General features: G+C 72.9%; 11 protein-coding genes. 5 read left to right on the forward strand and 6 right to left on the reverse strand.

What is annotated here, in order from left to right; genetic code table 11:
- Positions 1-127: 127 nt before the first annotated feature.
- From guaA to OEB99_RS14300, 3 genes are all read right to left on the reverse strand, one after another.
- Positions 128-1,741, reverse strand: coding sequence for a glutamine-hydrolyzing GMP synthase (gene guaA / locus OEB99_RS14290; protein WP_489667140.1), 1,614 nt, complete (start codon positions 1,739-1,741; stop codon positions 128-130).
- A gap of 9 nt (positions 1,742-1,750) precedes the next feature.
- A complete protein-coding gene (locus OEB99_RS14295; protein ID WP_263577954.1) occupies positions 1,751-2,143 on the reverse strand; it encodes a DUF3817 domain-containing protein in 393 nt (130 codons plus the stop codon).
- A gap of 150 nt (positions 2,144-2,293) precedes the next feature.
- Positions 2,294-2,614, reverse strand: a complete 321-nt coding sequence (locus OEB99_RS14300) for a putative quinol monooxygenase (RefSeq protein ID WP_263577955.1) — start codon at positions 2,612-2,614, stop codon at positions 2,294-2,296.
- A 107-nt stretch (positions 2,615-2,721) separates the two neighbouring features.
- Here OEB99_RS14300 and OEB99_RS14305 point away from each other — a divergent pair, with 107 nt between their 5' ends.
- A complete protein-coding gene (locus tag OEB99_RS14305; RefSeq protein ID WP_263578106.1) occupies positions 2,722-4,569 on the forward strand; it encodes an ABC transporter ATP-binding protein in 1,848 nt (615 codons plus the stop codon).
- The gene (locus OEB99_RS14310; RefSeq protein WP_263577956.1) at positions 4,550-6,283 is read left to right on the forward strand and encodes an ABC transporter ATP-binding protein; all 1,734 of its coding nucleotides are present in this window, start codon (positions 4,550-4,552) and stop codon (positions 6,281-6,283) included. Before OEB99_RS14305 ends, OEB99_RS14310 begins: the two co-directional genes overlap by 20 nt.
- A 19-nt stretch (positions 6,284-6,302) precedes the next feature.
- Here the strand turns inward: OEB99_RS14310 and OEB99_RS14315 are convergent, their stop codons facing one another.
- Positions 6,303-7,067 (reverse strand): SURF1 family protein, encoded by a 765-nt coding sequence (locus tag OEB99_RS14315; RefSeq protein ID WP_263577957.1) that lies wholly within the window; start codon positions 7,065-7,067, stop codon positions 6,303-6,305.
- Positions 7,068-7,496: 429 nt separating this feature from the next.
- On the opposite strand from OEB99_RS14315, the gene OEB99_RS14320 reads away from it, so the two are divergent.
- The 3 genes from OEB99_RS14320 to OEB99_RS14330 are packed head-to-tail and all read left to right on the forward strand — an operon-like array spanning position 7,497 to position 13,315.
- On the forward strand, positions 7,497-9,962 hold the full coding sequence (locus OEB99_RS14320) for a phosphoketolase family protein (RefSeq protein WP_411910696.1): 2,466 nt from the start codon (positions 7,497-7,499) through the stop codon (positions 9,960-9,962).
- A 21-nt stretch (positions 9,963-9,983) separates the two neighbouring features.
- On the forward strand, positions 9,984-12,125 hold the full coding sequence (gene pta / locus OEB99_RS14325; protein WP_263577959.1) for a phosphate acetyltransferase: 2,142 nt from the start codon (positions 9,984-9,986) through the stop codon (positions 12,123-12,125).
- Complete coding sequence (locus OEB99_RS14330) at positions 12,122-13,315, forward strand: acetate/propionate family kinase (protein WP_263577960.1); 1,194 nt, start codon at positions 12,122-12,124, stop codon at positions 13,313-13,315. Before pta ends, OEB99_RS14330 begins: the two co-directional genes overlap by 4 nt.
- Positions 13,316-13,418: 103 nt before the next feature.
- On the opposite strand, the gene ptsP is transcribed toward OEB99_RS14330, so the two are convergent.
- Together ptsP and OEB99_RS14340 are read right to left on the reverse strand one after the other, a co-directional pair.
- Complete coding sequence (gene ptsP, locus OEB99_RS14335; protein WP_263577961.1) at positions 13,419-15,107, reverse strand: phosphoenolpyruvate--protein phosphotransferase; 1,689 nt, start codon at positions 15,105-15,107, stop codon at positions 13,419-13,421.
- 1 nt (position 15,108) lies between these two features.
- Positions 15,109-15,372 (reverse strand): HPr family phosphocarrier protein, encoded by a 264-nt coding sequence (locus OEB99_RS14340; RefSeq protein ID WP_263577962.1) that lies wholly within the window; start codon positions 15,370-15,372, stop codon positions 15,109-15,111.
- Between the last annotated feature and the right edge of the window lie 200 nt (positions 15,373-15,572).

Genomic DNA, 15,572 nt, shown 5'->3' on the forward strand with positions numbered 1-15,572 from the left:
GGTCCGCTGTGCAGCAGGCCGCACCCGGCCTCGGGCTACCCGGTGCCGTCCGCGTCCCGGACGAGGGTCCGTCCGCCTCGCCGACTCAGCCTCGCCGAGTCAGCGTTGCCGGTTCAGCGTCGCCGGCTCACTCCCACTCGATGGTGCCCGGCGGCTTGCTCGTCACGTCGAGCACCACGCGGTTCACCTCGGCGACCTCGTTGGTGATCCGGGTCGAGATGCGCGCCAGGACCTCGTACGGCACGCGGGTCCAGTCCGCCGTCATCGCGTCCTCGGAGCTGACCGGCCGGAGCACCACGGGGTGGCCGTAGGTGCGTCCGTCGCCCTGCACGCCCACCGAGCGGATGTCGGCGAGCAGCACCACCGGGCACTGCCAGATGTCCCGGTCCAGGCCGGCGGCGGTCAGCTCGGTCCGGGCGATCAGGTCGGCGGCACGCAGCACCTCGAGCCGCTCCGCGGTGACCTCGCCGATGATCCGGATGCCGAGGCCGGGCCCCGGGAAGGGCTGGCGCCAGACGATCGCCTCGGGCAGACCGAGCTCGAGGCCGACCGCGCGCACCTCGTCCTTGAACAGCCGGCGCAGCGGCTCGACGAGCTCGAACTGCAGGTCGTCCGGCAGGCCGCCCACGTTGTGGTGGGACTTGATGTTGGCCGCACCCTCGCCACCGCCGGACTCCACGACGTCCGGGTACAGCGTGCCCTGCACGAGGTAGCGGACCTCCTCGCCGTGCTCGCCGGACTCGGCGACGATGTCCCTGGCGGCCTGCTCGAAGACCCGGATGAACTCCCGGCCGATGATCTTGCGCTTGGTCTCCGGGTCCGACACCCCGGCGAGCGCGTCGAGGAACCGCTCGCGCGCGTCGACCGTGACCAGCCGGACCCCGGTGGAGGCCACGAAGTCCCGCTCGACCTGCTCGACCTCACCCGCACGCAGCAGGCCGTGGTCGACGAACACGCAGGTCAGCTGGTCGCCCACGGCGCGCTGCACGAGCGCGGCGGCGACCGCCGAGTCGACCCCGCCGGACAGGGCGCAGATCACCCGGGCGTCGCCGACCTGGTCGCCGATCGACTCCACCTGGTCGGCGACCACGTTGCCCGGCGTCCAGGTGGGCGTCAGCCCGGCGCCGAGGTAGAGGAAGTTCTCCAGTGCGCGCTGGCCGAGCGGCGAGTGCTTGACCTCGGGGTGCCACTGCATGCCGAACAGACCGCGCTCGACGTCCTCGAACGCGGCGACCGGCGAGCCCTGCGAGGTGGCGAGCACCTGGAAACCGTCAGGCGCGGCCTGCACCGCGTCGCCATGGCTCATCCACACCGACTGCTCGACCGGCGACCCGGTGAGCAGGGCGCCCGGCGCGTCGATGCTGACGTGCGTGCCGCCGTACTCGCGCGTCCCGGTACGGGCGACCGTGCCGCCGAGCGCCCGTGCCATCGCCTGGAAGCCGTAGCAGATGCCCAGCACGGGCACCCCGGCGTCGAACAGCTCGGCGTCGACCGACGGCGCACCGTCGGCGTAGACGCTGGCCGGCCCGCCGGACAGGATCACCGCCGCGGGCCTGCGCGCGAGCATCTGCTCGACGCTCCAGGTGTGCGGCACGATCTCGGAGTACACGTGCGCCTCGCGCACACGGCGCGCGATCAGCTGGGCGTACTGCGCGCCGAAGTCGACGACCAGCACCGGACCGGCCGGGCCGGTGTCGGTGGGACGGGGCTGCGCGGGCTGGGGCTCGGTGCTCGGGCTCACGCAGGGAGTCTAGTGAGCGGCCTCCGCGCCGGACCGCACCGTCCGGCCACCGGCGGCGGTCCCGGTGGCGATCTGCGCGTCCGCGTCGGCGTGCACGCGCTTCTCCAGGACGAACGACATCACCGGGACGACGCCGGCGAGCGCCATCGTGACGAGCCGCCCGAAGCCCCAGCGCACGGTGGACCATAGGTCGAGCACGGTGACGAGGTAGAGCACGTAGATCCAGCCGTGGGCGTACGGGATCCAGGAGATCGCGCCGATGATCGCGTCGTCGGCGTGCACGACGTACCTGAGGATCACTTCGACGACGAGCAGCAGCAGCATGGTCCCGGTGATGTAGGCCATCACCCGGTACCGGGTCAGGGCCCCGCGGGCCTTCGCAGTCCAGTCCTTCGCCGCCATCCTCGTCCCTGCTCCTCCGTCACGTCCGGTCGCCGCGGACCATCCTCGCGCACGCCGGGCCGTCGCGCCGGTCAGGGCGCGGGGAGGGCGCAGCGCAGGGCGTCAGGATCGGACCGGGGCACCGCCGAACGCGCTCGTCGCGGGTCGGGCTCAGGGCATCGCGAAGGCGTCGTCGCCCGGCGAGACGTTCGCGTACTTCACGGACGTGCGCGGGCGGGCCATCATCGGCGCGACCGCGTCCCGCCAGGTCGCGTAGTGCCCGGTCTCCTTGTGCGCGGCGGCCGCGGCGTCGTCCCGGTAGACCTCGACGAGCACGACGTGCGTCGGGTCCGCCCGGTCGGTCAGGACGTCGAAGCGCAGGATCCCGGGCTCGAGGCGGCTCGCGCTCGCGTTGGCGGCGGTCGCGGCGTGGAAGGCCTCGACCTGGTCCGCGGCGACGGCGATGTCCACGTGCACCACGAGCAGGCTCATGCGGCGACCCTACGCCGCGGGCGGGCGTGCCGACCGGTCCGTGGGCGGCCGGAAAAGCCGTCGCTCGCTGTCGGTGGCGCGGCCTAGCGTGGACGCTCGTGCGACAGATGCCCTACACCGACCCGGGACGGCCCCCGCTGGCCTCGGCCTCGGCGTACCTGTGGTGGGTCGCGCGCGGCCAGGCCGGGCTCGTGGCCCGCTGCGTGGCGTGGTCGACGGCGGCCTTCGTCTCCGCCGCCGTCCTGCCGTACCTGCTCGGCCGGGCGATCGACACCGGCCTGGACCACGGCGCGGACGCCGCGCTGTGGCGTCCGGTGCTGCTGCTGCTCGGCGTGGGGGTGTTCGGTGCGGTCGCCAACGTGATCGAGCACCGGCGCCTGGTCGAGGGCTGGATCCGCTCGGCGTTCCGCTCGTCGCAGCTGCTCGGGCACCACGTGACCCGGACCGGCGACGCGGTGACCGCGGAGCTGCCGACCGGCGAGGTCGTCGCGACCGTCGCCTCGGACTCGCTGCGGGTCGGCGAGGTGTTCTGGATCGTCCCGCGCCTGGTCGGCGCGATCGCCGCGTACGCGGTCGTCGCGGTGCTGATGCTGCAGGCCTCGGTCGCGCTCGGCGTCGCGGTGCTGGTGGGCCTGCCCGCCGTGGCGGCGATCCTCGCCCTCGTGGTCAAGCCGCTGTCGTCACGCGAGGCCGCCCAGCGCGCCGCCGCCGGTCGGCTCACGACATTCGGCGCCGACACGGTGTCCGGGCTGCGGATCCTGCGCGGGATCGGCGGCGAGGAGGTCTTCGCCGAGCGCTACCGCGAGCAGTCCCAGAAGGTCCGCCGGGCCGGGGTGCGGGTCGCCCAGACCGAGTCGGTCCTGGACGCGCTCAAGGCGCTGCTCCCCGGGCTCTTCCTGGCCGGCGTGGTCTGGTACGGCGCGCACCTCGCGCTCGCCGGCACCATCACCCCGGGCGAGCTGGTGACCTTCTTCGGCTACGCCGCGTTCCTGACCCAGCCGCTCGACGTCGCGACCGAGGCGCTGCGCATCCTGACCCGCGCCGTGGTCGGCGTGCGCCGGATCCTGCGGGTCCTCAGCGTGCCGCCCACCGGGGCCGACACCCGCGAGCACCCGCTGGACCTCGCGTCCCGCGACACGGCCCAGCCGGCGCCGTCGCTGAGCGATGAGGAGTCCGGCCTCGAGGTGCCCGCCGGCCGTCTGACCGCGCTGGTGAGCCACGACCCGGACGAGTCCGCGGCGGTCGCGCTGCGGCTCGGACTGCTCGGCGCGGGCCACGACGCGACCCGGGTGCGTCTCGACGGCGTGCCGCTGGCCCACCTCGGGCTCGCGGAGGTGCGCAGGCGCGTGGTGGTCGCCGAGTCCACGCCGCACCTGTTCACCGGCAGCCTGCGCGACGAGCTCGACGTGCGCGGCGGCACGGACGACGCGGCGCGCCTGGCGGCGCTGCACGTCGCCGACGCCCACGACGTGCTCGACTCGGTGCCCGACGGGCTGGACGGCCATGTCACCGAGAAGGGCCGATCGCTGTCCGGCGGTCAGCGCCAGCGCCTGGCCCTGGCCAGGGCGCTGCTCACCGAGGCCGAGGTGCTCGTGCTCGTCGAGCCGACCAGCGCGGTCGACGCGCACACCGAGGCTCGGATCGCCGAGCGGCTCGCCGCCGCCCGGACCGGCCGGACCACGGTGGTCGTCACCGCGAGCCCGCTCGTGCTCGACCACGTCGACCACGTCGCGCTGCTCGACGGCGGCCGCGTGGTGGCCGAGGGCGGCCACCGCGAGCTGATGGACCGCGGCGACCTCGCGTCCCGCCGCTACCGCAGCGTCGTGTCGCGCGCGGCCGCCGACGACGCGGAGGCCGAACGAGCCCTGGACACCGCGCGAACTCTGGACACCGCGCGAACCCTGGACGAAGACCACACCCGAGAGGAGGACGACCGTGCGACTGCCCATCGCTGACCCCACGATGCTGCGTGAGCACACCGCCGCGCTGCTGCGCCGGCACGGTCGCGCCCTGGCCCTGGTGCTCGTCCTGCACGTGCTCGCGGCGCTCGCCGGCCTTGCCGGGCCGTGGCTGCTCGGCCGGATCGTCGACGCGGTCGGCTCGGGGACCACGACGGGGTTCGTGGACCGTGCCGCCCTCTGGCTGGTCGGTGCCGTGATCGCCCAGACGATCCTGATCCGGTACGCGCAGCGCTCGTCGCGGATCCTCGGCGAGACGGTCTTCGCCGAGCTCCGCGAGGAGTTCGTCACGACCGTGACGCGCCTGCCGCTGTCCGTGGTCGAGCGCGCCGGGACCGGTGACCTCGTCGGGCGGACCACCAACGACATCGACCGCGCGCAGCACTCGGTGCGCTTCGGCGTGCCGCGGATCCTGGTGACCTCGGCCACGGTCGCGCTGACCCTGGTGGCGGCCCTGGTGATCGACTGGCGCGTCTCCCTGGGGCTCCTGGTCGGGGTCCCGACCCTCGTCGCGACCACTCGCTGGTACCTGCGGCGCGCGACCCCGGCGTACCTGCGCGAGTCGGCTGCCTACGCGACCCTCAACGGCACGATCAGCGAGTCGGTGGAGGGCGCGCGCACGATCGACGCGCTCGGGCTCGGCCGGCGCCGCCGCGACCGGATCGACGACGACCAGCGCGAGGCGTTCGCCGCCGAGAGCGCCACGCTCAACCTGCGCACCGTGCTCTTCCCGGGTGTGGACGTCTCGTTCGTGCTGCCGATCGTCGCGGTGCTGCTGTGGGGCGCCTACCTGGTGCAGGCCGGGCTGACCACGGTCGGCGCGGTGACCACGATCGCGGTGTACGCGCTGCAGATCCGGCACCCGATCGGCGAGCTGATCTACTGGCTCGACGAGATCCAGGTCGGCGCGACCTCGCTCGCCCGGATCGTCGGGGTCCGCTCGGTCGAGCCGGACCGCACCGTCGGCCCCGACCGCCCCGCGGGCGAGCAGGTCGACGCGCGCGACCTGCGCTACGCCTACCGCGAGGGCCACGACGTGCTGCACGGCATCGACCTGAGCCTGCGGGTCGGCGAGCGGCTCGCCGTCGTCGGCCCCTCGGGCGCCGGCAAGTCGACGCTCGGCCGGATGCTCGCCGGCATCCACCCGCCGACCGGCGGCACCGTGACCGTGGACGGGGTCCGGCTCGTCGACCTCCCGCTCGAGGACCTGCGCGGACACGTCGCCCTGGTGACCCAGGAGCACCACGTCTTCGTCGGGACGCTCGCGGAGAACCTCCGGCTGGCCGACCCCGACGCGGACGAGGCCCAGCTCCGGCACGCACTCGCCTCGGTCGACGCGCTCGACTGGGCCGAGTCGCTGCCGGACGGGCTCGCGACCGAGGTGGGCTCGGGTGGGGTCACCCTCACGCCCGGCCAGGCCCAGCAGATCGCGCTCGCACGGCTGGTGCTGCTCGACCCGCACACCCTCGTGCTGGACGAGGCGACCTCGCTGCTCGACCCGCGCGCCGCACGGCACCTGGAGCAGTCGCTGTCCCGGGTGCTCGACGGGCGGACGGTCGTGGCGATCGCGCACCGGCTGTACACCGCGCACGACGCCGACCGGGTCGCCGTGGTCGACGACGGCCGGATCTCCGAGATCGGCCCGCACGACGACCTGGTGGCCGCAGGCGGCGAGTACGCCGCGCTGTGGCGCTCCTGGCAGCAGGACTAGCGGTTCCCGGTCGCGGGCCTCAGCCGACGGGATCGGGCGCGACGGCATCACGTTGCGCCCGGTCCCGGGCCTCGTCACCCACCATGCGCCACCACAGCGCCACGGCGAAGAGGCCGAACAACCACCACTGCAACGCGTAGCCGAGGTTGCGCCAGTCGATGCCGGAGCTCAGCCGGCCCGGCGCGGGGAGCATCGTGAGGCCGTCCTGTTGCGGTGCCTCGAGCACCAGGTAGGCGGTGTAGGTCGGGCCGCCCCAGCGGTTGACCAGCTCGGCCGGCGAGATCGCGTCGGTCGTGTCGCCGTCGAACCCGGCACCGACCGCCTCGCCGGCCTGGAGCCACCCGGTCAGCTCGACCTCACCGGTCGGCGCCGGGGCCACGTCGGCCGCGCTCGGCGCCCAGCCGCGCACGACCGCGAGCACCGCGCCGGTGTCGGCCACCCGGAACGGGGCCAGCGCGAGCACGCCGGGCTCCCCGTCCTGGTAGCGGCCCACCACGATCAGCTGGTCCACCTCGAACTGCCCGGACGTGGTCACGTGCCGCGCGACCAGGTCGCTGGTGAACGTGGTCTGCGGCTCGAGCACGTCGGTGAGGTCCGCGGCAGGCGCTGCGGCGGCCTCCTGGGCCTCGGCCTGCGCCGCGGCCTCGCCACGCTGCAGCGCGCGGTCGAGCTGCCAGATCCCGAGCCTGGCGAACACCGCCCCGGCCGCGACCAGCACCAGCAGCATCACGAGCATCCGCGGGCTGCGAGCCGCACGGAGCTTCGCGTGCAGGGTGGGCGTCACGCAGCAACCGTAATCGTCGCGCGACGGGTTCGCCCCGCCCGCGCCACGGCGCTCCCGCTCGGCCCCCGACGCGCTCGGCCGTCCTGCTCGGCCGTGCTCTCGCTCCGCCCCCGACGCGCTCGCCCGTCCTGCTCGGCCGTGCTCTCGCTCCGCCCCCGACGCGCTCGCCCGGCCCTGGTCGACCCGCGCTCGCCCTCCGCCCCCGACGTGCTCGCCCGTGCTCCTCGGCGGCGCTCGCCCCGCCACCGCCAAGGGGTGCCGCGGAGCCCCCGGGTGTGGTGGAGTGAAGGGGCACGATCACAGCCCACCGAGAGGCCTTTGCCTGCCCGTCCCTTGCCCGCCAGGGGTCAAACGTCCCATGTTTGCCACGGTCGTGGCGCAAGACTTTGTCTGACCATGGCAGGGCCTCGGTAGCACAGGAGTCTGATGATGACCGCAGTGCCCTCCACCGCCTGGCAACGCTCCACGTCGGCGGTGAGCGACGACGTCCTCGAACGGATCGACGCCTGGTGGCGAGCCGCCAACTACCTGTCCGTGGGCCAGATCTACCTGCTGAACAACCCGCTGCTCCGCGAGCCGCTCTCCCGGGACGACGTCAAGCCGAGGCTGCTCGGCCACTGGGGCACCACACCGGGCCTGACCTTCCTCTACGCGCACCTGAACCGCGCGATCGCCGAGCGGTCCCAGGAGGTCATCTACCTCACCGGACCCGGGCACGGCGGGCCGGGACTGGTCGCTGCGGCGTACCTGGACGGCACCTACTCCGAGGTCTACTCCGACATCACCCAGGACGCCGAGGGCCTGCGCCGCCTGTTCCGGCAGTTCTCGTTCCCGGGCGGGATCCCGAGCCACGTCGCACCCGAGACGCCCGGGTCGATCCACGAGGGCGGCGAGCTGGGCTACGTGCTCTCGCACGCCTACGGCGCGGCCTTCGACAACCCCGACCTCCTGGTCGCGGCGGTCGTCGGCGACGGTGAGGCCGAGACCGGTCCGCTGGCGACGTCCTGGCACTCGACGAAGTTCGTGAACCCGGCCCAGGACGGCGTCGTGCTGCCGATCCTGCACCTCAACGGCTACAAGATCGCCAACCCGACCGTGCTCGCCAGGATCAGCGAGGAGGAGCTGACCTCGCTGATGGTGGGCTTCGGTCACAAGCCGTACGTCTTCACGGCAGGCTTCGACGACGAGGACGCGGTCTCGATCCACCGACGGTTCGCGGCGCTGCTCGACGAGGTGCTCGACGAGATCGCCGCCATCAAGGAGCGCGCGCGGGCCGGCGACCTGACCCGCCCGATGTGGCCGATGATCGTCTTCCGCACGCCGAAGGGCTGGACCGGCCCGGCGTACATCGACGGCAAGAAGACCACCGGGTCCTGGCGCGCCCATCAGGTGCCGCTGGCCAGCGCGAGGGACTCCGACGAGCACCTCCAGGTCCTGATGGACTGGCTGCAGAGCTACCGGCCGGAGGAGCTGTTCGACGCCGAGGGCCGCGTGGTCCCCGGGATCGCCGCGCTCGCTCCCGCAGGCACCCTGCGGATGAGCGCCAACCCGCACGCCAACGGCGGCGAGCTGCTGCACGACCTACGCCTGCCGGACTTCCGCGCCTATGCCGTCGACGTCCCGACCCCGGGCGGCTCGATCAGCGAGGCTCCGCGCGAGCTGGGCCGCTTCCTCACCGACGTGATCCGGCTGAACCCGACCAACTTCCGGATCTTCGGCCCGGACGAGACCGCCTCGAACCGGCTCCAGGCCGTCTTCGACGTGACCGACAAGCAGTGGAACGCCGCGTTCGAGGGTCCCGAGGTCGACGAGCACCTGGCCCGCGCCGGCCGCGTGCTGGAGATGCTGTCCGAGCACCAGTGCCAGGGCTGGCTCGAGGGCTACCTGCTGACCGGTCGGCACGGCCTGTTCAACTGCTACGAGGCGTTCATCCACATCGTCGACTCCATGGTGAACCAGCACGCGAAGTGGCTGAAGGTCACCGCGGACATCCCGTGGCGCCGGCCGATCGCGTCGCTGAACTACCTGCTGTCCAGCCACGTGTGGCGCCAGGACCACAACGGTTTCTCGCATCAGGACCCCGGCTTCATCGACCACGTGGTCAACAAGAAGGCGGAGATCGTCCGGGTGTACCTGCCGCCGGACGCGAACACCTTGCTGTCCACCTACGACCACTGCCTGCGCAGCCGCGACTACATCAACATCGTGGTCTCCGGGAAGCAGCCCGCGCCCAACTGGCTGGCGATGGACGAGGCGGTCGCGCACTGCACCCGCGGGCTCGGCATCTGGGAGTGGGCCGGCACCGAGCAGCGCGGCGAGGAGCCGGACGTCGTGCTGGGCTGCGCGGGCGACGTCCCGACCCTGGAGACCCTCGCGGCGGCGGATCTGCTGCGGCGCCACCTGCCCGACCTCAAGGTCCGGGTCATCAACGTCGTGGACCTCATGCGGCTGCAGGACGAGAAGGAGCACCCGCACGGTCTGTCCGACCGCGACTTCGACACGCTCTTCACGACCGACAAGCCGGTCATCTTCGCGTACCACGGCTACCCGTGGCTGATCCACCGCCTGACCTACCGTCGGCGCGGCCACGGCAACGTGCACGTACGCGGGTACAAGGAGGAGGGCACCACCACGACCCCGTTCGACATGGTGATGCTCAACGACCTCGACCGCTACCACCTGGTGATCGACGTGATCGACCGGGTGCCCGGCCTGGGGGCGCGTGCAGCGGCCCTGCGCCAGGAGATGGTCGACGCGAGGATCCGGGCGCGGCAGTGGACCCGCGAGCACGGAGAAGACCTTCCCGAGGTGCGTGACTGGGTGTGGCCGGGTGCCGTGGGTACCGCGGCCGAGGAGCTCTCGGCCACCGCAGCGACCGGCGGGGACAACGAGTAGTCGACGACGACGGAGAGAGCAGTGGCACGCAGCATCTACATCACCTCCCCCGAGGGGGACACCGGGAAGTCCACCGTGGCTCTCGGCCTGGTGGACCTCCTGACCAGGACGGTCACCCGGGTCGGGGTCTTCCGCCCGGTCGCCAGATCGGTCGCCCAGCGCGACTACGTGCTCGAGCTGCTGCTCGCGCGCGACGGCGTCGACCTCGACTACGACACGTGCGTCGGGGTCACCTATGACGAGCTGCACGCCGACCCCGAGGCGGCGCTGTCCCGGATCGTGGCCCGCTACCACGAGGTCGAGCGCGTCAGCGACGTCGTGGTCGTGGTCGGCACGGACTACACCGACGTCGCCGGGCCCACCGAGCTGGCCTACAACGCCCGCATCGCGGTGAACCTCGGCGCCCCGGTGCTGCTCGTGGTGCGCGGCGCGGGCCGACGCCCGGACGAGGTGCACTCGGTCGCAGAGGTCGCCCTGGCCGAGCTCCGGACGCAGCACGCCGAGGTGCTCGGCGTCGTGGCGAACCGCTGCCCGGCAACCCTGCTGGAGGAGATGCGCGCCGCGCTCGGCGACGCTCTGCCGACGTTCGCGATCCCGGACGACCAGCTCCTCATGGCGCCGACCGTCCGCGCCCTGATGGACGCCGTGGACGGCCGCCTGGTCGCCGGTGACGAAGAGCTCCTCTCCCGCGAGGCGCTCGACGTGCTGGTCGGCGCGATGTCGATCGAGCACCTGCTGGGGAAGCTCACCGACGGCTCGGTGATCATCACCCCGGGTGACCGCTCCGACGTCCTCGTAGGCCTGCTGATGGCGCACGCGGCCGACGGCTTCCCGTCGCTGGCGGGCATCATCCTCAACGGAGGCTTCTACCCGCCGCAGGAGGTCGGCCGTCTGGTCGAGGCCCTCGGTCAGCGGCTGCCGATCATCCGCTCGGACTACGGCACCTTCCGTGCGGCGAGTGCCGCCGCCGGGACCCGCGGCCGGCTCTCCGCCGAGTCGCAGCGCAAGATCGACACCGCCCTGGCCCTCTTCGAGACGCACGTCGACGGCGAGGCGCTGCTCGAGCGGATGGACGTCTCGCGGCCGACCGTGATCACGCCGCTGATGTTCGAGTGGGAGCTGCTCGCCCGGGCACGCTCGGACAAGAAGCACATCGTGCTGCCGGAGGGCGACGACGACCGCATCCTGCGTGCCGCGAGCACGCTGCTGCGCCGCGAGGTCGCCGAGCTCACGATCCTCGGCAACGAGACCGCGATCCGGGCCCGTGCCAACGAGCTCGGCCTGGACATCTCGGCCGCGCAGGTGATCGACCCGAAGGACGGCGAGCTGCACGAGCGGTTCGCGCACGAGTACGCCGAGCTGCGCAAGCACAAGGGCATGACGGTCGACCGGGCTCGTGAGATCGTCGGCTCGGTCTCCTACTTCGGCACGATGATGGTCCAGCTCGGGCTGGCCGACGGCATGGTGTCCGGCGCGGTCCACACCACGGCGCACACCATCAAGCCGTCCTTCGAGATCGTCAAGACCCAGCCCGGGACGTCCATCGTCTCGAGCGTGTTCTTCATGTGCCTCGAGGACCGCGTCCTGGTCTACGGCGACTGCGCCGTGAACCCGGACCCGACGGCCGAGCAGCTCGCGGACATCGCGATCTCGTCGGCGGACACCGCCGCGCAGTTCGGCATCGCGCCCCGCATCGCGATGCTGTCCTACTCGACGGGCGAGTCGGGGACCGGTGCCGACGTGGAGAAGGTCCGCACCGCGACCGCGCTGGTGCGCGAGCGCCGGCCGGACCTCGAGGTCGACGGACCGATCCAGTACGACGCCGCCGTCGACGCCTCGGTCGCCAAGACCAAGATGCCCGACTCCGCCGTGGCCGGGCGCGCCACGGTGTTCATCTTCCCGGACCTCAACACCGGCAACAACACCTACAAGGCCGTGCAGCGCTCGGCCGGCGCGGTGGCCGTGGGCCCGGTGTTGCAGGGTCTGCGCAAGCCGGTCAACGACCTCTCGCGCGGCGCTCTGGTTCAGGACATCGTCAACACCGTCGCGATCACCGCGATCCAGGCCCAGGCCCTAGCCTCGGTCCCGGCCGCGAGCGTGCAGGACTCTGCGACCGCCGACGTCACCCCGGCCGGAACGGCCGTCACTGGAGGGATCTCGTGAGCACCCACGTCCTTGTCGTCAACTCGGGTTCGTCGTCGATCAAGTACCAGCTGATCGACGTCGAGACGTCCGAGTCCCTCGCCGCCGGCATCGTCGAGCGGATCGGCCTCGAGATGGGTAAGGCCAAGCACGAGGGGCCGGACGGCACCACCACGATCGAGCGTGAGATCCCGGACCACACCGCGGGCATGGCGATCATGATGGCCCTGTTCGAGGAGCACGGGCCGGAGATCGACCCCGCGCACCTCGCGGCGGTGGGTCACCGCGTGGTCCAGGGCGGTGCGATCTTCTCCGGTCCCGCCGTGATCGACGACGAGGTGCTCCAGCAGATCAGCGACCTGTCGCCGCTCGCGCCGCTGCACAACCCCGCGCACGTCGCGGGCATCGTCGCGGCCCGGTCGACGTTCGGCGACGTGCCGCACGTCGCGGTGTTCGACACCTCGTTCCACCAGGGCATGCCGCCGGAGTCCTACACCTACGCGCTGGACCGGGAGGTCGCCGACAAGTACGCGATCCGCCGCTACGGCGCGCACGGCACGTCGCACCTGTACGTCTCGCAGACGACCGCCGAGTACCTGGGGCGGCCGTACGACGAGCTCAACACGATCGTGCTGCACCTCGGCAACGGCGCGTCGGCCAGCGCGGTGCGCGGCGGGGTGTGCTTCGACACCTCGATGGGCCTGACGCCGCTGGCGGGTCTGGTGATGGGCTCGCGCACGGGCGACATCGACCCCGCGGTGATCTTCCACCTGCGCCGCGTGGCCGGGATGTCGACCGACGAGCTCGACGACCTGTTCAACCGCCGGTCGGGCATGCTCGGCATGTGCGGCCTGCAGGACATGCGGGACGTGCACGCAGCGGTCGAGGCCGGCGACGAGGCGGCCCGCACGGCGCTGCAGGTCTACTACCACCGGATCAAGGGCTACGTGGGCAACTACTACGCCCAGCTGGGTCACGTCGACGCGATCGCCTTCACGGCCGGCATCGGCGAGAACGACGACATCGTGCGGCTCAACTCGCTCGCGGGCCTGGAGCGCCTGGGCATCGTGGTGGACCCGGAGCGGAACGCGGGTCGCAAGAAGGAGATCACCGTGATCTCCCCGGACGACGCCGAGGTCACCGTTCTGGTGGTGCCGACCAACGAGGAGCTCGAGATCGCGCGCCAGGCCGTGGAGCTGCTCGCCGTCTGAGCTCCGTCCGAGCCCTACGCATGACGGTGGGCCCCGCGCGAGCGCGCGGGGCCCCCCGGGATGCACGGCCGCGGTGCGGCCCGGACGTCCTGCTCTCGCGCTCCTAGTCGAGCGCGAGGACGTCGCGGACGTGCGGCTCGACGTGCGCCAGGGCTGCCGCGCGTGCCTCGGCCGCCGACGGAGCGCTCCGCGCCGCCTGCGCCATCGCCTGGCAGGTCTCCATGGTGTGCTGCCGCAGCGCGAAGCGCACCGCAGGGATCGAGGCGGGCGACATCGACAGGGATGTCACGCCCATCCCGGTCAGGACCAGCGCCATGATCGGGTCGGCCGCGGACTCCCCGCAGACGCCCACGGGCTTGCCGACCTCGGCCCCGACCTCCGCGGTACCCGCGACGAGGTCGAGGATCGCCGGCTGCCACATGTCCAGCAGGTCGACCAGCTCACCGCGCAACCGGTCGGTGGCCATCGTGTACTGAGCCAGGTCGTTCGTGCCGATCGAGACGAAGTCGACGACAGCGAGCACGTCACGCGCCCGCAGCGCGATCGCCGGGACCTCGATCATCACCCCGACCGTGTCCAGACCGGCCTCGCGAGCCGCAGCGGCGAAGTCCGCCGCCTCCCCCACGGTCGCGATCATCGGCGCCATCACCCACGGGCGGCCCCCGGTGCTCGCCTGGGCCTGGGCGATCGCGGCCAGCTGGGTGGTCAGCAGCTCGGGCGCGGTACGCACCAGGCGGTAGCCCCGCACGCCGAGCGCCGGGTTCTCCTCGCCGGGCTGGGTCACGAACGCCAGGGGCTTGTCCGCACCGGCGTCGAGCGTCCGGATCACGACCTTGCGGCCGCCGAGCGCCGCGAGCGCCCGGCCGTAGTTCGCGGCCTGCTCGTCCTGCGCCGGCGCGGTCTGCGCGTCGAGGAACAGCACCTCGGTGCGGAACAGCCCGACACCCTGCACGGCCGCGTCGGTGAGCCGCTCGGCATCCGCCGCGGTCCCGATGTTCGCCAGCAGCTGGACGCCGTGCCCGTCGGCGGTCGCCCCGTCACCGGTGTCCTCGCCCAGCGCCGCCAGCGCCTCGCGCCGCGCCACGACGGCCGCGACCACCGCGTCGTCCGGGTCGACGGTCACCGTGCCGTGCGCCGCGTCGACCGCGACCACGTCACCGTCGACCAGGGCCGACGCCTCGCCGGCACGCACCACGCACGGCAGCCCGAGCTGCCCCGCGATGATCGCCGTGTGCGACGTCGGGCCGCCCTTCTCGATCACGATCCCCAGCACGTTGTCGAGATCGAGCACGGCCGTGTCCGCCGGCGACAGGTCCTCGGCGACGACCACCGACGGACGCTCCAGCGCCGGCACCCCCGGCTCGGGCAACCCCATCAGCGCAGCGACCACACGGTCCCGCACCGACGCCAGGTCGGTGGCCCGCTCCGCCATGTACCCGCCGACGGCGGTGAACATCTCGATGAACTCGCCGGCGACCTGCCAGACCGCCAACGCCGGGTCGGTGCCCCCACGCACCCGCTCCACCGCCTGCGACCCCAGCGCGGGGTCGGACGCCATCAGGGCCGTCGCCGACAGCACGTCCTTCAGCGTCCCCGACGCCGCATCTGCGCGAGCCTGAAGGCTCGCCGCGACCTGCGAGAAGACCTCCGTCAGGCGGGTCGCGGCCTCCTCCGGATCGCTCGGCGCAGGCGCCGCGGCAGACACCACGGGAACCGGGTGAGCCCGGGCGACCGGCCCGACCACCGCTCCTCGGCCGACGCCGACCCCGCTGATCACCCGCGCCTGCGACATCTCACTGCTCCGCGTCGAGGTCCGTGGCCAGCAGCTCGACGAGGCCGTCCAGGGCGGCCTCGTCCTCGCTCACGAGGACGACCTCCTCGCCGAACTTCACGCCCATCCCCATCACGAACAGGATGCTCGACGCATCGACTCCCGGCTTGCCCGGGCGGGCGATGGTCACCTTCGCCCCGCTCGCGGCCACTGCCTGGGTGAACAGCATCGCCGGGCGTGCGTGCAACCCGACCTTCGACGCCACAGCGACAGTGCGCTCGGCCATGGGTACCTCCGATGTCATGAACAGCGACCCTGTGGTCACCAACGTAGTGCCTCTCGCCGCGGCTGGACGGGGCAGGGCTCGGGAACACGGAGCACCGGCCAGGACGGCCCGTGCGCCGGAAGAGACGGGGCGGGGGGGGGGGGGGGGGCCCCCCCCCCCCCCCGGGGGGGGGGGGGGGGGGGCGCCCCCCCCCCCCGCGC

The organism is Actinotalea endophytica, from assembly GCF_025717005.1.
Lineage (GTDB): Bacteria > Actinomycetota > Actinomycetes > Actinomycetales > Cellulomonadaceae > Actinotalea.

Excerpts from the sequence above, each read along its gene's own strand:
- ptsP (WP_263577961.1), bottom strand. The coding sequence starts at position 15,107 with ATGTCGCAGGCGCGGGTGATCAGCGGGGTCGGCGTCGGCCGAGGAGCG.
- OEB99_RS14340 (WP_263577962.1), bottom strand. The coding sequence starts at position 15,372 with ATGGCCGAGCGCACTGTCGCTGTGGCGTCGAAGGTCGGGTTGCACGCA.
- OEB99_RS14320 (WP_411910696.1), top strand. The coding sequence starts at position 7,497 with ATGACCGCAGTGCCCTCCACCGCCTGGCAACGCTCCACGTCGGCGGTG.
- OEB99_RS14295 (WP_263577954.1), bottom strand. The coding sequence starts at position 2,143 with ATGGCGGCGAAGGACTGGACTGCGAAGGCCCGCGGGGCCCTGACCCGG.
- OEB99_RS14305 (WP_263578106.1), top strand. The coding sequence starts at position 2,722 with ATGCCCTACACCGACCCGGGACGGCCCCCGCTGGCCTCGGCCTCGGCG.
- OEB99_RS14300 (WP_263577955.1), bottom strand. The coding sequence starts at position 2,614 with ATGAGCCTGCTCGTGGTGCACGTGGACATCGCCGTCGCCGCGGACCAG.